The 18,074-nt window shown below is 30.8% G+C and carries 20 protein-coding genes; 8 read left to right on the forward strand and 12 right to left on the reverse strand.

Annotated elements, in window-relative coordinates:
• Positions 1–16 precede the first annotated feature (16 nt).
• The 4 genes from AJ882_RS07030 to lgt form a co-directional block, all read right to left on the reverse strand.
• Positions 17–742 carry a fumarate reductase iron-sulfur subunit gene (locus AJ882_RS07030; protein ID WP_002854302.1) on the reverse strand — a complete coding sequence of 242 codons (726 nt, stop codon included), beginning with the start codon at positions 740–742 and terminating at the stop codon, positions 17–19.
• Positions 735–2,726 carry a fumarate reductase flavoprotein subunit gene (locus AJ882_RS07035; protein ID WP_002861159.1) on the reverse strand — a complete coding sequence of 664 codons (1,992 nt, stop codon included), beginning with the start codon at positions 2,724–2,726 and terminating at the stop codon, positions 735–737. The genes AJ882_RS07030 and AJ882_RS07035 overlap by 8 nt, the downstream gene beginning before the upstream one ends.
• The gene (locus tag AJ882_RS07040) at positions 2,710–3,492 is read right to left on the reverse strand and encodes a fumarate reductase cytochrome b subunit (protein WP_002854660.1); all 783 of its coding nucleotides are present in this window, start codon (positions 3,490–3,492) and stop codon (positions 2,710–2,712) included. Before AJ882_RS07040 ends, AJ882_RS07035 begins: the two co-directional genes overlap by 17 nt.
• Positions 3,493–3,560: 68 nt before the next feature.
• Positions 3,561–4,376 carry a prolipoprotein diacylglyceryl transferase gene (lgt, locus tag AJ882_RS07045; RefSeq protein ID WP_002867788.1) on the reverse strand — a complete coding sequence of 272 codons (816 nt, stop codon included), beginning with the start codon at positions 4,374–4,376 and terminating at the stop codon, positions 3,561–3,563.
• A gap of 89 nt (positions 4,377–4,465) precedes the next feature.
• Here lgt and AJ882_RS07050 point away from each other — a divergent pair, with 89 nt between their 5' ends.
• Positions 4,466–5,365, forward strand: a complete 900-nt coding sequence (locus tag AJ882_RS07050) for a membrane lipoprotein lipid attachment site-containing protein (protein ID WP_002859484.1) — start codon at positions 4,466–4,468, stop codon at positions 5,363–5,365.
• Between the two features lie 74 nt (positions 5,366–5,439).
• Here AJ882_RS07050 and AJ882_RS07055 read toward each other — a convergent pair whose 3' ends face one another.
• From AJ882_RS07055 to gatC, 8 genes are all read right to left on the reverse strand, one after another.
• Positions 5,440–6,228, reverse strand: coding sequence for a shikimate dehydrogenase (locus tag AJ882_RS07055; RefSeq protein ID WP_002858718.1), 789 nt, complete (start codon positions 6,226–6,228; stop codon positions 5,440–5,442).
• Positions 6,225–7,061 (reverse strand): SPOR domain-containing protein, encoded by an 837-nt coding sequence (locus AJ882_RS07060; protein ID WP_002867787.1) that lies wholly within the window; start codon positions 7,059–7,061, stop codon positions 6,225–6,227. The genes AJ882_RS07055 and AJ882_RS07060 overlap by 4 nt, the downstream gene beginning before the upstream one ends.
• Before the next feature lie 13 nt (positions 7,062–7,074).
• Positions 7,075–7,620: a DUF1882 domain-containing protein gene (locus AJ882_RS07065; RefSeq protein WP_002859481.1), complete on the reverse strand. Its 546-nt coding sequence runs from the start codon at positions 7,618–7,620 to the stop codon at positions 7,075–7,077.
• The gene (locus AJ882_RS07070; protein WP_002859480.1) at positions 7,617–8,861 is read right to left on the reverse strand and encodes a serine hydroxymethyltransferase; all 1,245 of its coding nucleotides are present in this window, start codon (positions 8,859–8,861) and stop codon (positions 7,617–7,619) included. Before AJ882_RS07070 ends, AJ882_RS07065 begins: the two co-directional genes overlap by 4 nt.
• Positions 8,858–10,363: a lysine--tRNA ligase gene (gene lysS, locus AJ882_RS07075; RefSeq protein WP_002867786.1), complete on the reverse strand. Its 1,506-nt coding sequence runs from the start codon at positions 10,361–10,363 to the stop codon at positions 8,858–8,860. The genes AJ882_RS07070 and lysS overlap by 4 nt, the downstream gene beginning before the upstream one ends.
• Positions 10,364–10,837: a Fur family transcriptional regulator gene (locus AJ882_RS07080; RefSeq protein WP_002867785.1), complete on the reverse strand. Its 474-nt coding sequence runs from the start codon at positions 10,835–10,837 to the stop codon at positions 10,364–10,366.
• Position 10,838: 1 nt separating this feature from the next.
• The gene (locus AJ882_RS07085) at positions 10,839–11,402 is read right to left on the reverse strand and encodes a CvpA family protein (RefSeq protein ID WP_002869932.1); all 564 of its coding nucleotides are present in this window, start codon (positions 11,400–11,402) and stop codon (positions 10,839–10,841) included.
• A gap of 67 nt (positions 11,403–11,469) precedes the next feature.
• Positions 11,470–11,754 (reverse strand): Asp-tRNA(Asn)/Glu-tRNA(Gln) amidotransferase subunit GatC, encoded by a 285-nt coding sequence (gene gatC / locus AJ882_RS07090; protein ID WP_002858734.1) that lies wholly within the window; start codon positions 11,752–11,754, stop codon positions 11,470–11,472.
• A gap of 143 nt (positions 11,755–11,897) precedes the next feature.
• Between gatC and AJ882_RS07095 the strand changes: the two genes are divergently transcribed.
• From AJ882_RS07095 to AJ882_RS07125, 7 genes are all read left to right on the forward strand, one after another.
• Positions 11,898–12,476 (forward strand): hypothetical protein, encoded by a 579-nt coding sequence (locus AJ882_RS07095; protein ID WP_002859477.1) that lies wholly within the window; start codon positions 11,898–11,900, stop codon positions 12,474–12,476.
• Positions 12,473–13,471 carry a hypothetical protein gene (locus tag AJ882_RS07100; protein WP_011049673.1) on the forward strand — a complete coding sequence of 333 codons (999 nt, stop codon included), beginning with the start codon at positions 12,473–12,475 and terminating at the stop codon, positions 13,469–13,471. Before AJ882_RS07095 ends, AJ882_RS07100 begins: the two co-directional genes overlap by 4 nt.
• Positions 13,468–13,758 carry a hypothetical protein gene (locus AJ882_RS07105; RefSeq protein ID WP_002860272.1) on the forward strand — a complete coding sequence of 97 codons (291 nt, stop codon included), beginning with the start codon at positions 13,468–13,470 and terminating at the stop codon, positions 13,756–13,758. The genes AJ882_RS07100 and AJ882_RS07105 overlap by 4 nt, the downstream gene beginning before the upstream one ends.
• Positions 13,745–14,374, forward strand: coding sequence for a type III pantothenate kinase (locus AJ882_RS07110; protein WP_002860273.1), 630 nt, complete (start codon positions 13,745–13,747; stop codon positions 14,372–14,374). The genes AJ882_RS07105 and AJ882_RS07110 overlap by 14 nt, the downstream gene beginning before the upstream one ends.
• Positions 14,375–14,491: 117 nt before the next feature.
• Positions 14,492–15,838 (forward strand): FAD-dependent oxidoreductase, encoded by a 1,347-nt coding sequence (locus AJ882_RS07115; RefSeq protein ID WP_002902577.1) that lies wholly within the window; start codon positions 14,492–14,494, stop codon positions 15,836–15,838.
• A gap of 48 nt (positions 15,839–15,886) precedes the next feature.
• A complete protein-coding gene (gene pyk, locus AJ882_RS07120) occupies positions 15,887–17,329 on the forward strand; it encodes a pyruvate kinase (RefSeq protein ID WP_002860275.1) in 1,443 nt (480 codons plus the stop codon).
• A gap of 97 nt (positions 17,330–17,426) precedes the next feature.
• Positions 17,427–18,062 carry a hypothetical protein gene (locus tag AJ882_RS07125; RefSeq protein WP_002860276.1) on the forward strand — a complete coding sequence of 212 codons (636 nt, stop codon included), beginning with the start codon at positions 17,427–17,429 and terminating at the stop codon, positions 18,060–18,062.
• The last annotated feature ends 12 nt before the right edge of the window (positions 18,063–18,074 follow it).

Below are 18,074 nucleotides of genomic sequence, written 5' to 3' on the forward strand. Positions count from 1 at the left end.
TAAAAAGGGGAAAGATTTATTTATTTCTTTGAGCGACAAGTTGTCTTCTCATGTAAGCGATTTTACTTTGTAAAGGTAATTCTTTAGGACAATTATCTTCGCAAGCAAGCAATGACATACAACCAAAAACACCATCATCATCGCCCACTAATTCATAAAAATCTTCCACACTTCTATGGTCATGCGGATCTTGTAAATATCTAGCTGTTCTTAAAAGTCCTGTAGCAGCTATGAAATTTGGACGCATAAGTTTAGTTGCACAAGAAGCTACACAAATTCCACACTCTATACAACGATCAAGTTCAAAAGTTTCATCCGCAACCTCCGGCTCAATACGTTCTTCAAGTTTAGAAATATCAGTTTCTTTTTCGTTATGCACCCAGCTTTCAACGCGTTTACACATGTCTTCAAACCACTCTCCTGTATTCACGCTTAAATCTTTAATATGTCTAAATGCAGGCATAGGCATAAGCTCTATCACTCCATCAGGATAATCTTTAGTTAAAGTTTTACAAGCAAGTTTTGGCACTCCATTAATCATCATTGCACAAGATCCGCAAATCCCTGCACGACAAACAAAGTCAAAACTCAGATCCGCATCCATTTTTTCACGGATCAAAGTCAAACATACAAAAACCGTCATAAAAGGAGTTTCTTCAAGCTCATAAGTCACAAAATGTGGTTTAGAAATTTTGCTTAAAGGATTATATTTAAATGCCTTTATTGTCAATTTTCTACTCATAATCAACTCCTATTCTTTGGTTTGGTGCTTTATATTTAGCTTGTAATTCATAAGGCATTAAAGCGTTTTGAATTTCATAACGACCTTTGCCTTCAGCTTCCATTTTTTCACGTATTGCATCCACTTCAGCTTGGCGTTTTTCACTTAAAGGATTTTCTATAATATTTCCTTTAGCTCCATATCCACGGAATGCTGGTGGAATTTCCATTTTCATAATATCAAGCTCTTCATATTCTATGCGTGGTAAGGTTTCGCCTTCTACCCAAAAAGTATTGGTTCTTTTCATCCAATTTAAATCATCTCTTTTTGGATAATCTTCCCTATAATGCGCCCCACGACTTTCTGTTCTTAAAAGCGCTCCATAAGCTACGCAAAGTGCTATTTTTAACATTCTTGGCACTCTATACGCTTCTTCAAGCTCTGGATTTGCACAATCAAGTTCTTTACAATGTACTTTAACATCTTGAGAATCTTTATAAAGTTTTTCAAGTTCATCTACTGCTTCTTTCAAACCTTCACCTGTTCTAAAGATGGCCACCTTATCCCACATAATTTCTTTCATTCTATTTTTAATTTCAAAAACATTATATTTACCTTCTTTATCTACTAAAGATTTTAAATATTGATACTCTTTAGTTAAGAAGTCTTTTACTACATTTGTGTCAATTACTTCACCATTATTTTTACAATAATCTGCAAAATAATCTCCCACTATCATACCTGCTACAACAGTTTCAGCACATGAATTTCCACCTAAACGATTAAATCCGTGCATATCCCAGCAAGCTGCTTCTCCACAAGCAAAAAGTCCGTTTAACCATTGACTTTCACCTGTTGGTTTAGTTCTAATTCCACCCATAGAATAATGCTGCATTGGAAGAACTGGCGCCCAACCTTTTGGACCTTCATCTGCTGGATCAATACCATTGAAAGTTTTGCAAATATCTTGTACATCGCGGAGATTTTTTTCCACATGAGCACGACCCAATATAGAAATATCAAGCCATAAATGATCCCCATAAGGACTTTTTACACCTTTACCTTTGCGAATATGCTCCATCATTCTACGACTTACCACATCACGGCTTGCAAGTTCTTTTTTCTCTGGTTCATAATCAGGCATAAAACGATATCCATCCACGTCACGTAAAATTCCACCATCACCACGACAGCCCTCAGTAAGCAAAATACCGCTTGGTACAATAGGAGTTGGGTGAAATTGCACTGCTTCCATATTTGAAAGTCTACAAAGTCCCGTTTCAAGAGCGATAGCAGCACCTGTTCCTTCACAAATTACCGCATTTGTAGTTTGTTTATAAATTCTACCATAGCCCCCTGTTGCTATCATAGTTCCTCTTGCGATATAAGCAATGAGTTGTCCATTGGTTAAATCTCTAGCAATCACACCTAAGCATTTTTTACCATCATGGATAATTCTTACTGCTTCCATTCTATCAATAATTTTTACTTGATGTTTAATAGCTTCATTTGCTACACCATAAAGCATACAATGCCCTGTTGCATCTGCGATATAGCAAGTTCTCCATTTTTTAGTTCCACCAAAATCTCTAGCATTAATAAGCCCGTGCGCTTCTTCTTTTTCTTCAATCACAGTTTTTTGTGCATTGATTACAACAGTTCTTGGACCTTTAGTAACTCTAGTCCAAGGCACACCCCAAGCCGCAAGCTCACGCACTGCTTTTGGCGCAGTTTGAGCAAACATTCTTGCTACTTCTTGATCACAGCCCCAATCACTTCCTTTTACTGTATCTGCGAAGTGAAGATCTTCATTATCACCCTCACCTTTTGCCCCATTTGCTAAACTTGCCTGCATACCTCCTTGCACCGCTGCAGAGTGAGAACGCTTCACTGGACAAATACTTAAAAGTGTTACACTTTGGCCACTCTTTGCTACTTCAATAGCCGCTCTAAGACCTGCTAATCCTCCACCTATTACTAAAGCATCACTATATTGTATATTCATAATTTGCTCCATTGTAGTTTTTTATCATCGCAGTAGTTTGGGTTTGATTTTGGTAGTTTTCATAACCTATTTTTATAAATGCTGCAAGACTTAACACACCTAAAACTAGGAAGAAAATACTGATTATCCATTTAGCAGTTTTAAGCTTTTTGCGACTTTCTTTTACATTTTTTCCTTCAAACCAACCCCATTTAACACAAAGTCTATAAAGCCCTATACTTCCATGAAGTTCAACACAGACTAAAAGAACAGCATAAAAAAGCCACATAAAATGACTTACAACCCTATCTCCTGACATATCGCCGCTGATTTTATCTGCATTGGTTACAATAAAAATAAGATGAGCAGAACCTAAGAAAAACATAATAAAACCTGTAAAAGCTTGAACCCACCATAACGAAGTATCGCTGTGATTCATTTTTTTACTGTGTGTTCTTAGTATTTGATACTGACGGTAATTAATAGGAAATTTTCTCATTGCAAGTAAAGCATGAACGAAAAAAACCACTAAAACACAGGCGGCTAAAAATGAAGTAAGATAACTCATAACAGGATTATCGTAAACAAATTTTAATTCTAAAAAATGTACCACAGAATTAAAAAAATCCTCACTGACTAAAATTGTAGAAACAAAAAGCATATGCACCCACATAAAAAGACCTAAAAAAAGCCCTGAGGCGCTTTGGATAAAGTCTAATTTCGCAGGCATTTTACTTTTTTTGCCCTCAATGCTCTTACCCAAATAACCTTCGATAAGCTCACGCATCTTTACTCCTTTGTAAAAAGAAATTAAAAAAATCCATTTCATTATATTACAAAAGTCTTTAAGATAGATTAAATATTTACTTTTTTAAACTTTATACAAATATAAACTAACAAAGCTGTTATAAACATTATAAAACTTAAAATTTGCCCCATACTCATACCCCATAAAACAAAACCTATACCAAAATCAGGCTCGCGATAAAATTCACATATAAATCTTGCCAATGAATAAGCACCAGCATACACAAGAATCAATTCCCCTTGAAAACTTTGCTTAAATCTTGCTAAATAAACTATAATAAAAACAACAATACCTTCTAAAAATGCTTCATAAAGTTGCGATGGATGGCGCAATACTCCATCAACATAAATTCCCCAAGGCACATTTGTAATGCGACCAAAAAGCTCTTGATTTAAAAAATTTCCTATACGACCAAAAACATAAGCCAATGGAACACTTAAAGCAACCAAATCAAGAAAAATCCAAGGATTTGCTTTATATTTTTTACAAAACAATAAAGTAGCTATCAAAAATCCTATAATTGCTCCATGATAACTCATACCTCGAATACCTACAAATTCACCATTAATATAAGGATTAAAAATTTGCCAAGGATGAGTAATATAATACATAGTATTTGCATCATAAATCAAAATATATCCAAGCCTTGCACCTAAAATAACCCCTATTTCAACCCATATAAAATAACTATCCAAATGTTTTTCATTAATGTCTAGTTGAAATTTTCTTACAAAAAATTTAGCCAAAAGCAAAGCCAAAAGCAAAGCTATAACATACATAATGCCATACCAATGCACCTTTAAACCAAAGATGCTAAAAGCTATAACATTAAAATTTGAATAAATATGCTGCCAAAATTCCATATATCTTTCCTAATTTTCTTTTATAAAAATATAACAAAAAAACTTTAACCTGCTATAATTAACACAAACACATTAAATAAAGGTAAAAAATGAAAAAATATATTTTACTTGCTAGTAGTATGTTAATTTTAGCAGCTTGTGGGGGTACAAGCAGTAATTTTGTCAATGTTTCTATGCCAAATTTTAAACCCCAAGTTCCAACAAAGGTTGAACCTATTGATTCTGGAGTAAGCATTGCTCTTGAGCCTATTAATATAGAACAAAATAACAATTATTCTGATTATTTTGAAAATTCAGTGCTTAAAATTCGCATAGAAAAAGAAATTGATCTTTTAAAACAAAATTTAGAAGAGCAGATCAAAACCATCGCTCAACTAAAAGGCTATAAAATAGTTACTACTAATCCAGACTACACTCTTAAAAGTTCAATCAGTATTTATACGGAAGAAAAAAATGCACAAAAAACAAGCAATTTTATGAGTGGAGATTATGTAAAATCCAATTTAGGTATAAATTTTAAAGGTAAAATAGATTTTATAGATGCACACAATCCACAAAATTCAACCAATCTTTCAAGTAGCACTAAACTAGATTCTTTAGTTGCGCTTAACTATCCTATTAAAAATGATGATGGGGTTAATATGTTTAAAACTACTATCTCTACCGTACCAACTCAACTCAATAAAGGTTTAGAGCAACCTGCTTTTGAAATTGATAAAAGTTTTTTAGCTTTTTATAAAAATACATTAAATACACTTTATAACAATCTACCAAAAGCAACAGACATAGGCAAAACTATACCTAATACAAACAGTGGTTTTAATAGTTTTGATGGCGATGCTACCTTTGAAGAAAGCTTACCTCAAACAAATTCTAATCAAAATAATACAATTGAAAACACGCCTACACAAAATATTCCTACAAATCCATCTTCAACAAATCAAAATAATCAAAGTAAAAATCAAGATGGGGTAGAAATATTTGAATGATAAAACTTGTGGGAAAATTAAACTTTCTCACACAAAAAATAAGATTTTCTTATACAAGAAAAATAACTATCATTCTACTTTAAAATCAATGCCTGTTGCATTGCATTTTTTATCATCTCTCTTTTATCTTGTATTTCAAAAAAAAGTTCAAAAGCAAAAACTCCTTGCCATAAAAGCATATCAAGTCCATCTTTAATTTTTAAATGATACTCTTTACATAATCTATAAAAAGGTGTTTCTCTGCCATAAATTACCTCAAAAGCAAATTTAGCTTTAGGTAAAATTCTATCTAAAAGCTCTCTATCACAAGGTAAATTTTCATCTTTTAATCCAGCAGAAGTTGAATTTATAACCAAATCAAAGTCAAAATCTTGCAAGTTTTTATAAAGATAAGTTGGATAAGCTAAAAAATCTTTAAATCTTTCTTTACTACGATTAGCTATATACACTTCTACGCCTTTTTGTTTTAATGCATAAGCAAGCGCCAAAGCTGTACCTCCAGCACCCAAAATCAAAGCTTTTTTTATATTATCAAAATCCTTAATAGCTTCTAAAAAACCTAAAGCATCAGTATTATAAGCGTAAATTTTATCTTCTTTTAAGCATAAAGTATTTGCAGAGCCAATATTTCTAGCAAAATCATCCTTCACATCAGCAATATCTAAAGCTTTTTCCTTAAAAGGCAAAGTAATATTAGCTCCACTAAGTCCTAATTTAAAAAAATCTTCTCTTAAACAGTTAGCATTTCTTAAATGATAGCGTGTATAAATGCTATCAAGCCCTAAGGCTTTAATAGCATTATTATGCATTCTAGGCGATTTAGAGTGAGAAATAGGATCGCCTATAACTGCTAAAAATTTCATTTTAAAGTAAAAGAAAAAGCATCTTTTGCAATATCCTTACGGATTTTAGCAAGTTCTGCTGCAATATCTGCCTTTTCAAATGGCCCTATTAAAACCTTGGTAATTTCTTTACCTCCAACTGTAGTTTTATAAAGTTTATAATCATAACCTTTTTGCTTTACAGAAGCAAGTTCTTTTGATTTTTGATCCAAATTACTTACTGAGAAAATTTGCACATAAATACCCGATGCTAAACCACTTGGATGTACAGGTTTAGCATCAACATTTTTAAATAAATCATTTGCATTTTGTTCTTTTTTAGGGGTTTGTTTTGCACTTTCTTTTTCTTTTTTTACAGCTATTTGTTTTTTTGCTTCTTCTTTAGGTTTTACAGTTTGTTTTACTTCTTGTTTGGGAGCACTTGCTTGCGGAGCGGTATTTTCCGAAGTAGCTGCTGTTGGTTCTGCTGGAACTTCTTGATCAGGCATAGCAAAATTTGTACTATCATTGTTATTTGAACTAGAGGCTGTTGTATTTTGAGTTGTATTTTGTTCATCTTGAAATTGTTTTCTTAATGCCTCAAATTGATCTTCTGCTGAAGTATTATCTGTAATTGGCATACTTTCAAAAGAAGTATCATTGTTATTGTCTTGAGTTGCTATAGGTTCACTTGGCAATACACTTTGATTTTGCGTATTTTCATCACCACTACCATTAATAAGCTTCATAACTATCATGATAGCTAAAAACAAAATAACTAAAGCAATAACTCGTAAAAGAATTTTTTTTACTTTTTCACTTTTATTACTTTTTTCTAAAATAATATCATCAAATTCATTTTTTTGATTTTCCATAATTTGTCCTTTCTTACATATGCTTAGACCAAGAACTTCCTCGTTCTTTTTGATAAACCTCATAAGGCAATATTAAAATATTAAATTCCCTAGGTACATCCATACTAGGAAACACCTTCCATTCTACTGGCATTTTACTTGCAAACATCATTGAAAGTTTAGACGCTAAAGAATAACCTTCGTTTAACGCCGTGTGTCCTTTGTGAATATAAAGATGTAAATGTCCTGGAGTTTTAGTCTTATAGGCTGTGAAATTTATAAAACCTTCTTCTCTTAAAATAAGTTGTGCACGGTGATAAAATCTTTCAGCATTAAAACCATTATAATCAAAGACAATATTTTCTACTTTATTATCTTTTGTTATTAAATCATGAGCGACAACAATTTTTTTAGCAGCGTGTTCTCTCATGACATTTAAATTTAAAGGAGCATCAACTCTTTCAAATTTATCAAAAAATAAGCGACCTCTATGTGTAATTTTATTTACAATTTTATCGCGTCTTATATAATAATGATCGCCAATTATTTTAATTAGCGACATATCCATTGGTGAAATCAAAACATAGCCCTTTCATAAATAATAAAATTACTTGCAAGTTTTTTTAATTCTTGTTTAATATTCTTTTGTAATTTTTCATTATTAACATCATCTAAAATATCTGCAATATAATTTGACACAATTTCCATTTCTTTTTCTTTAAAACCTCTGGCAGTAAGGGCTGGAGTTCCAAGTCTTAATCCACTTGTGATAAAAGGACTTCTAATCTCTCCTGGAACGGTATTTTTATTTGCAGTAATACCTGCATTTCCAAGAGCTAAATCTGCATCTTTTCCGCTAAACTCACGATCTAAAAAACTCATTAAAACAAGGTGATTATCCGTTCCATCGCTAACAAGTTTAAATTTTCTATCCATTAAAACATTAGCTAAAACTTGAGCATTGGTTCTTACTTGTTTTGCATAAACTTTCCACTCATCGCTAAGATTAAATTTAAATCCTACTGCTTTTGCAGCAATTACATGCATCAAAGGACCACCTTGAATACCTGGAAAAATGGCAGAATTAATTTTTTTAGCAAGCTCTTCATCATTTGTCATAATAATACCACCTCTTGGGCCACGCAAAGTTTTATGCGTAGTTGAACTTACTACATGAGCGTGTGGAAAAGGACTTGGATGTTCGCCTGCTACAACAAGACCTGCAATATGTGCTATATCAGCAAAAAGATAGGCGCCTACTTCATCAGCGATTTCTCTAAATTTAGCAAAATCAATCACTCTTGCATAAGCACTAGCTCCACAAACTATTAATTTTGGCTTTTCTTTTTTAGCAATTTCTCTTACTTTTTCATAATCAATTCTTCCATCAAGTTCTACGCCGTAAAAACAACTTTCGTACATTTTACCCGAAGAACTTACTTTTGCACCATGAGTTAAATGTCCACCATGACTTAAATCCATTCCTAAAATTTTATCACCTGGATTAATCAAAGCCGCATAAACACCTTGATTAGCTTGAGAACCTGAATTAGGCTGAACATTAGCAAATTTACAATTAAAAAGTTTTTTACATCTTTCAATAGCTAGAGTTTCAATCTCATCAACAAATTCACAACCACCATAATATCTTTTACCTGGATAACCTTCTGCGTATTTGTTCGTCAAGATACTTCCCATAACTTCCATTACTTCAGGTAAAGTGAAATTTTCACTCGCTATCATTTCAAGACCTTCGCATTGACGCTCTAACTCTTTGTTTGTTAAATCAAAAATTTCTTTATCAAACATTTCTAAACTCATTCTTTCTCCTTTAGTTCTGATTTTAATGGACGCATTGCAGGAAACAATATCACATCTCGAATAGATTTTTTATTTGTCAAAAGCATAACAAGTCTATCTATGCCTATACCCTGCCCTGCCGTTGGAGGCATTCCATAACCCAAAGCATTTACAAAATCTTCATCCATTTCGCAAGCCTCTTCATCGCCTGCATTTTTAGCTTCAATTTGTTTTAAAAATCTCTCATATTGATCAAGAGGATCATTAAGCTCATTAAAACCATTTGCCAATTCTCTTCCACAAATAAACAACTCAAATCTCTCAGCAATCTGAGAATCCTCATCGCTACGTCTTGATAAAGGACTTATGGAAATAGGAAAATCAATCACAAAAGTAGGATTGATCAATTTTTCTTCCACATAATTGTCAAAAAGTTCAGCTTGCAAATGTCCAAGTTCAAGCTTTTCATTCGCTTCAAAACCATCTGCTTTTAATTTAGTAAGAATTTTTTCCTTATCTTCGATTAAATCCCTATCTAAACCACCATACTTACAAAGTGCATCTTTATAGGTTATTCTTTCAAAAGGTTTAGAAAAATCTATCATTTTTCCATCAAATTCTATTGTTTTTCCCAAATTAAGTTTATCTAAAAGCAAAGCAAAAAGTTCTTCAGTTAAATCCATTAAATCTTTATAATTATGATAAGCCCAATAAAATTCTATAGTTGTAAATTCGGGATTATGAGTTAAATCCATACCTTCGTTTCTAAAACAACGATTGATTTCAAAAACTGCCTCAAAACCACCCACTACAAGTCTTTTAAGATAAAGTTCTGGAGCAATTCTTAAAAATCTTTCTACGCCTAAAGAATTGTGAAAAGTTACAAAAGGCTTAGCGTTTGCTCCACCTGCAATCGGATGCATCATAGGAGTTTCTACTTCTAAAAAGCCTTTATTTTCAAAAAAATGACGAATCAAACTCACCACTTTAGAACGCACTAAAAAATCTTTTCTAACTTCTGCATTCATTATCATATCAACATAACGTTTACGATATCTTTGTTCAATATCTGTTAATCCATGATATTTTTCAGGTAAAGGAACAATAGCTTTTGTAGCGAGTTTTACTTCACTTGCATGCAAACTAAACTCACCTGTTTTAGTTACAAAAGGAAAACCTTTAACCAAAACAATATCACCCACCTCTAAATTCTTTTTTAAAATCGTATAAAGCTCTTCGCCTACGCTATCTTTACTAAAATAAATTTGTAAATTTGTATCCTCATCTTCAATGTTTGCAAAAATTGATTTCCCAGCTATACGCAAAAGTTTCAAACGTCCTGCAACAACAGCATTGACACTTTCATCTCTTTTTTCAACTTGCTCTAAAATATAAGAAAATCTATCCTTAAAAGTCTTTAAAGACATTTCCTTTTCTAAAAAATGAGGATAAGGATTAATCCCTAAATTTTTTAACTCTTTAGCTTTTTCTATTCTTTGCTGCTCTAAAATATTATCAAACATTTATATTTTTACCTTTACTTTTTGATTATTACAATCACCACAAACACCATAAAGCTGCATCAAATGCCCTGTAAGTTTAAAACCATGTTCTTTTGCAATCAAGGCTTGCTGTCTTTCTATAATAGGATTTTCAAACTCTATAATTTTTCCGCAATTTTTACATATCATATGATCATGGTGAGGTTTATTAGCAAGCTCATATTTTTTACCTGCTGAACCAAAAGAAATGGAAGTTACCATTTCTGCTTCTTCAAGTAAATTTAAAGTACGATAAACAGTTGCAATTCCTACATTTAAATCAGGTTCAGCTTGTTTGATTTCCATATATAAACTTTCGGGTGTGTAATGAGTATCACTGTGATAAAGAGTTTTTAAAAGCACTTCTCTTTGCTTAGTATATTTAAGTCCGCCTTGTCTTAATATTTTTTTAAACCTCTCAAGTAAAACATCATATTCCACATTTTCTATCAGCATATCACTCCCCTTTTTGAGTATTGTTTAAATCACTTACAATATCTTGCAACTTTTCACTAGCATGATCTAGACTATTTTCTGTTAAAGGTTGATTCATAATAAAAGATCCCGTTTCTTTAAGTAAATTTAAAGTATAGCTATTTTTAGCAAAATTATCTAATTTATCATTTAAAAAATCAATTCTTGCCACACAAAAAACTAAAATTGCAAAAATTAAAAAGATTTTTGCTCCACCAAATATAAAGCCACCAATGCGATCTAAAAAACCTAGGCCACTTAATTTAATCAACCTAGAAAGAAAATTACCCACCAATAAACAAACTATCCAAAAAATAATTAATATGGCTAAAAATCCAGCAAATCCAGCTAAGCTTTGATTTTCTATCTTATAAAAAGTACTTTGTATAAATTCAGCTGCTTGAGTTGCATATTTTGAAGCAATAAAAACACCACCAATAATACCCAAAAGTCCAAAAATTTCTTTTATTAAACCATTGATAATACCCTTAAGCCCTAAAAGCAAGGTAAATCCTAAAATAAAAGCATCAAACCAATAAAAATTCATTTCAATCACTCTCTGATTTTTTTTGTTTTAAATTTATTCTACAAATAAGCACTAAATGCTAAGTTAATCATTCTATGATTTTAGGAACAACAAAAAAATGTTCTTGTTTTTTTGGAGCACAATCTAAAACCTCATCAATAACATTGCTATTTCTTATCTCATCAATCCTCAAAGGAGCTCCACCTTTTATAGTACTCACAGTAATCTCTTGGGAATCTAAATCAAGTTCGTTTAATTTTTCAACAAAATTCACAATTTCACTTAACTGTGCAATAGTTTCATTTCTGTTTTTTGTTATTTGTAAAGCACTTAATTTTTCAAGCTTGCTTAATAATTTCTCATCTATTTGCATTTCTTAAACCTTAATAAAAAAGTTAAAATTTTGAAAATTATATCATAAAAAGCTTTAAATTGTTTAGGATATTTTGCAATTTATATGATACAATATCATAATTTTTCTATACAAAAATAAAAATATTTTTTCAAGGATAAATTTTGGGACTAAAAGATAATTTAAAAGCTGTTAAAAATGAACTTAACACAGAAGAACAATTTATAGAAAATTTTATCAAAGGAGAGAGATTTATACGCAAGTATAAATTTTATATATCTGCTGTTGTGATAATTTTAGTTGCTTGGTTTGCTGGAAATTTTATAATCTCAAAAATAAACGATTATAAAACAAAAGAAGCAAATGAAATTTATGCCAATCTAATACAAGATCCTAGCAATAAAAATCTTTTAGAACAACTTAAAAATAAAAATACTAATCTTTACACTATCTTTTTACTAAAAGAAAATATTAATGATCTTAATAATACAGCCTTTCAAAATGAACTAAAACAAATTTATAATAATGCTCAAACAAACACTTTACTTAAAAATATTATTGCATTATCTTTAGGAGATAAATCAATATTTTTAAAAAATTATGATAAATTATTAGAAGCTTACAAACTTTTAGAGCAAAATAAAATCGAAGAAGCTAATGTTTTACTTTCTCAGATAAAAGAAAATTCAAGTTTAAATCAAATAGCTAAAAACCTCAAACATTATCAAGGCATTACACAATGAAAAAAATATTTTTAACACTATTTTGTTTAATATTTCTATGTGCTTGTGGCACCAAAAGACAATATTTTGAACCAAAACAAACCGATGGAGATTTAAGTCATAATAGCAATTTAAAAAGTAAAATCGTTGATTGGAATCTAGTTTCTGCAAAACTTAGCAATAATATAGCTATCTTAAAAAATAATATCTCCATAGACAAGTTTAAACTTCCTAAAAATTATATGCTTCTAGCTTATCAAGATGGGGAATATTTTACTGCAGATAATAATGGAAATTTAAAAATTTTTGACAATTCTTATAATGAAATTTATAATTTTCAATTTGGCGCTAGTGTTGTAGGAGTAGCTTCTAATGGAGATGATTTAGCCCTTGTACTTGCAAACAATACTATAGTTCTTGCAAATCGTTCTTTGGGTATTAAATTTAGTCAAACCCTAACCTCAGCTCCAGCTCAAGACAGTCGTACCGCTAATCCTATATTTTTAGACAATATCATCGTATATCCAACGCTAGATGGCAAAATTTTAATTCTTTCAAGAAACAATCTTCAAGTCATTAAAGATGTGGTTATTTCAGCAGAAAATTTTTTCAACAATGTAATCCATCTAAGTGTAATCGGAGATAAACTTATAGCAGCAACAGCTAAAAAAATCATTGTTGTAAGCCCTGCTAGAACTCTTTATCTTGACGCTGACATAAAAGATGTTGCACTTAGTGATGATGGTATTTTTATACTAGAAAAAGATGGCACTATTATTAAAACTGATTATAACTTAAGAAAAATTGCAGAAAAAAAATTTGAATTTGCTATTTTTGTAAAAAGCAATATATACAATAATTATTTATATATTTTTGAAAAAACAGGCTATCTTATCAAAATGAATCTAAATTTAGATAATACACAAGTATTTAAACTTTCAGAAGCTGTTGATAAAATTTCTTTCATGGGGAATGGTAAATTTTACTACGGAGATAAAATTTTAGATTTGCTATGATAAAAATTTTAGAACAAACAATAAAGTCTTTAAAATTAAATTTAAAGCCCTATGACTTAAGTATGTTGACTAGAAAAAAAAGTTATATTTGCGCTAAAGATCAAAATAACATTCTTTTTATGTATACAGGAAAAACAAAATTTTTAATAAAAGATGCCTTATTTTTAGAAAATCTAGCACAGCAAATTAACATAAATAACAAATATTTTTTTAGTATGGCTTCTCTTTGCTCTAAAGCAAAAAATCATCTAGAAATGAAAGGATTTAATATCTATGTTGCTCTGTGATATTGGGAATTCAAATGCTAATTTCCTAGATGATAACAAATATTTTACTCTTAGTATAGATCAGTTTTTAGAATTTAAAAATGAACAAAAAATTTTTTATATCAATGTCAATGAACATCTCAAAGAACATTTAAAAAATCAAAAAAAATTTATCAATCTTGAACCTTATTTTTTATTTGATACAATTTATCAAGGATTAGGAATCGATCGCATAGCAGCTTGTTATACTATTGAAGATGGAGTTGTTGTAGATGCAGGTAGTGCTATTACAATTGATATTATTTCTAATTCTATACATCTTGGTGGTTTTATCTTGCCAGGTATTGCAAATTATAAAAAAATTTATAGCCATATTTCACCACGATTAAAAAGTGAATTTAACACTCAAGTTAGTCTTGATGCATTCCCACAAAAAACCATGGATGCTTTAAGTTATGGTGTTTTTAAAGGAATTTACCTACTGATAAAAGATGCCGCTCAAAATAAAAAGCTTTATTTCACTGGTGGAGATGGGCAATTTTTAGCAAATTATTTCGATCACGCAATTTATGATAAACTTTTAATCTTTCGAGGAATGAAAAAGATTATAAAAGAAAATCCCAATTTACTTTATTAAAAATGTTACAAAAATTCTCATTGATATCAAACCTTAATGAAATTTAACTTTTTGTAAAACAAATTCAATTAAACTTTATTTAGAAAAAAGTTTATTAAAATAAAAAAAGGAAAAACAATGGGTCAACAAGAATTTGATGTGCTTGTCATCGGAGCTGGAATTTCGGGAGCAGCATTATTTTACGAGCTTGCAAGATATACAAATATTAAAAATATTGCTTTGATAGAAAAATATAATACAGCTGCAACATTAAATTCTAAGGGAACGAGTAATTCTCAAACCATTCATTGTGGAGATATTGAAACCAATTATACTTTAGAAAAAGCGCGAAAAGTAAAAAGAACAGCTGATATGATAGTTAAATATGGACTCATGCAAAATGCGCAAAATAATTTCATGTTTTCTCATCAAAAAATGGCTCTAGCTGTTGGAGATATAGAATGTGATTATATGAAAAAACGCTATGAAGAATTTAAAGAACTTTATCCTTATATAAAATTTTTCGATAAAGCAAAAATCAAACAAATTGAACCCAAGGTTGTTTTAGGAGAAGATTGCAATCAAGATAGACCTGAAAATATCTGTGCCATGGGTGTTGAAAGCGGCGAGGTTTTTACAACTGTAGATTTTGGGAAAATGAGTATAAATCTAATAGAACAAGCCCAAAAACAAAATAAAAATACTTTCGTTGCCTTTAATCAAGAAATTATTCACATAGAAAAAAAAGATGATATTTTTATATTAAAAACCTCAAATCATCAAGAATACCATGCCAAAAGCGTAGTTGTCAATGCTGGGGCGCACTCTTTATATTTAGCACATAAAATGAACTTAGGTATGGATAAGTCTTGTTGGCCTGTTGCAGGAAGTTTTTATTTAACCAAACAAAAACTTTTAAATGGCAAAGTTTATATGGTGCAAAATCCTAAACTTCCATTTGCAGCCCTTCATGGAGATCCTGATTTGCTTGCTGATATGAACACTCGCTTTGGACCTACTGCACTTGTTATTCCAAAACTAGAACGTTATCATGGTCTAAAATCAGTTCCAGAATTTTTTGAAGCACTAAAACTTGATAAAACTGTTTTAAAAGTAACTTTTAATATGTTTAAAGATGCAACAATTAGAAATTACATCTTTTATAATTATCTTTTTGAACTACCTTTTATTGATAAAAGCTTATTTGTTAAAGATGCCAAAAAAATAGTCCCAAGTCTTAAAGCAAGCGATATTTATTATGCGAAAGGTTTTGGAGGCGTAAGACCACAAGTTATTGATAAAACTAAAGGAGAATTAATGCTAGGTGAAGCAAGCATCACAGAAACCCCTGGTATTATTTTCAATATGACTCCAAGTCCTGGGGCAACAAGTTGTTTAGGAAATGCTGAAAGAGATGCAAAGCTTATATGTAATTACCTAGGAATGGAATTTAACGAAGATAAATTTTCTTCAGAATTATTGTAATCATTTTGTTTCTATTTTTAGCTACAATAATTTCAAAAGGAGTTTACCATGCTTAAAAAAACAAAAATTGTAGCCACAGTAGGTCCAGCAAGTGAAAAGGAAGAAATTCTACGCCAAATGATTATCAATGGTGTAAATGTTTTCCGTTTAAACTTTTCTCATGGAACACATGAGTATCATAAAAAAAACTTAGATACCATAAGAAGAGTAGCTAAAGAATTGCATACTCGTATTGGAATTTTACAAGACATTAGTGGTCCTAAAATTCGTACAGGTGAACTTAAAGAACCATTTGAATTAAAAAAGGGTGATAGACTTGATTTTTATCGTGAAACAATTTTAGGGGAGAAGATTGCTCAAAATCATTATAAAATCAGTATCAATCAAAAATCTATTTTAGATATGTTAAAAATTGATGAATATATTTATCTATATGATGGATCAATTCGTGCTAAAGTAGAAAACATAGATGATCAAAAAATTGAAACCATTATAGAAAATGATGGTTTTTTAAACTCAAATAAAGGTATTAATTTTCCGAATACTAAAATCAATATTGATGTTATTACACAAAAAGATAAAAATGATTTACTTTGGGGTATAAAAAATGAAGTAGATTTTTTAGCAATATCTTTCGTACAAAATGCGCACGATATTGATGAAGTTCGTGAAATTTTAGCACAAAATAACGCAAAAATATCTATTTTTGCAAAAATTGAAAAATTTGATGCAGTAGAAAATATTGATGAGATTATTAAATCTAGCGATGGTATAATGGTTGCAAGAGGAGACTTAGGTATTGAGGTACCTTATTATAAAGTTCCTAATATCCAAAAAGAAATCATACAAAAAGCAAACAATGCCTCTAAGCCTGTTATTACTGCGACTCAAATGCTTTTTTCATTAGCCAAAAGCAAAACCGCCACAAGAGCTGAAATTTCAGATGTTGCAAATGCTGTTCTAGATGGAACAGATGCAGTAATGCTAAGTGAAGAAAGTGCCGTTGGTACAGATCCTGCAAACGCTGTTGATATAATGTGTCAAACTATAATAGAAACAGAAAAACGCTATCCATATAACAAATTTAATGATTTTAATGATTTAGACAATACAGATAAAATCATGCGTTCTTCAGCTCATCTTGCAACAGATCTTAACGCTGATGCTATTTTTTCTTTAACAAGTAGCGGAAAATCTGCTATTAAGATTGCGAGATATCGTCCAAATATAGAAATCATAGCAGTAGGACATTCTGAAAAAACCTTAAACTCTTTAAGCATAGTTTGGGGAGTTAATCCTGCGATTTTAGTTAACAAAAGTAATGAACTTACAGAATTATTAAAAGACTCTGTAAGATCAAGTGTTGAAAAAGGTTTTATGGATGAAGATAAATGCTATCTTCTAACTGCAGGCTTTCCAACAGGGGTAGAAGGCACTAGCAATCTTATCCGCATTCTCAATAAAGAGCAAATTACTTATTATCTACAATAAAACATTAAATTCCTTTGAAAATAAGGAATTTAATGTCCTTATAAATTTTTTAAGTCAAAAGTCGATATAAATTAAAGCCTCACACAAAGGAGCAAATATGCAAGTGAATACTTTTTCAAATATCGCTAGCATGGCACAAACACAAGTTAGCAATAAGAAGGCAGATGATGCTAAGGAAAACACAAAAGACAAAAATGTTCAAAGTGCTAATTCTAGCAAGGATGTAGATAAAAATACCCTTGAAAAATTAAATGCACTTGGTGGAAAAGGCATTACACAAATTTACCTAGTTCAGTTTCAACAGCAAACAATGAATGCTGTAATAGGTTCGAGCAATGCCCAAACTGGACTAGATAGTCTTTTAAATGGTGCCAATTTAGATACTGCGAAATCTATACTTACAAATATTGATTTTGCATCCTTAGGCTACAGTGGCAAAAATCCACTTGATATGAATACAGATGAACTTCAACAACTTGTAAGTGAAGATGGTTTTTTTGGAGTGGAAAATACAGCCAATCGCATCGCGGATTTTGTTATTAAAGGCGGTGGCGATGATGTTGAAAAATTAAAAAAAGGTCTTGAAGGTATGAAAAAAGGATTTGAGCAAGCAGAAAAAATGTGGGGTGGAGAACTTCCTCAAATCAGTCAAGATACAATAGATGCGGCACTTAAAAAAGTTAGCGATCGCATCGATGAACTAGGCGGAAAAACTCTAGATCTTCAAGCTTAACTAAAAATGCTT

The sequence above is a fragment of the Campylobacter sp. BCW_6461 genome, assembly GCF_001762735.1.
In the GTDB taxonomy this organism is placed as follows: Bacteria; Campylobacterota; Campylobacteria; order Campylobacterales; family Campylobacteraceae; genus Campylobacter_D; species Campylobacter_D jejuni.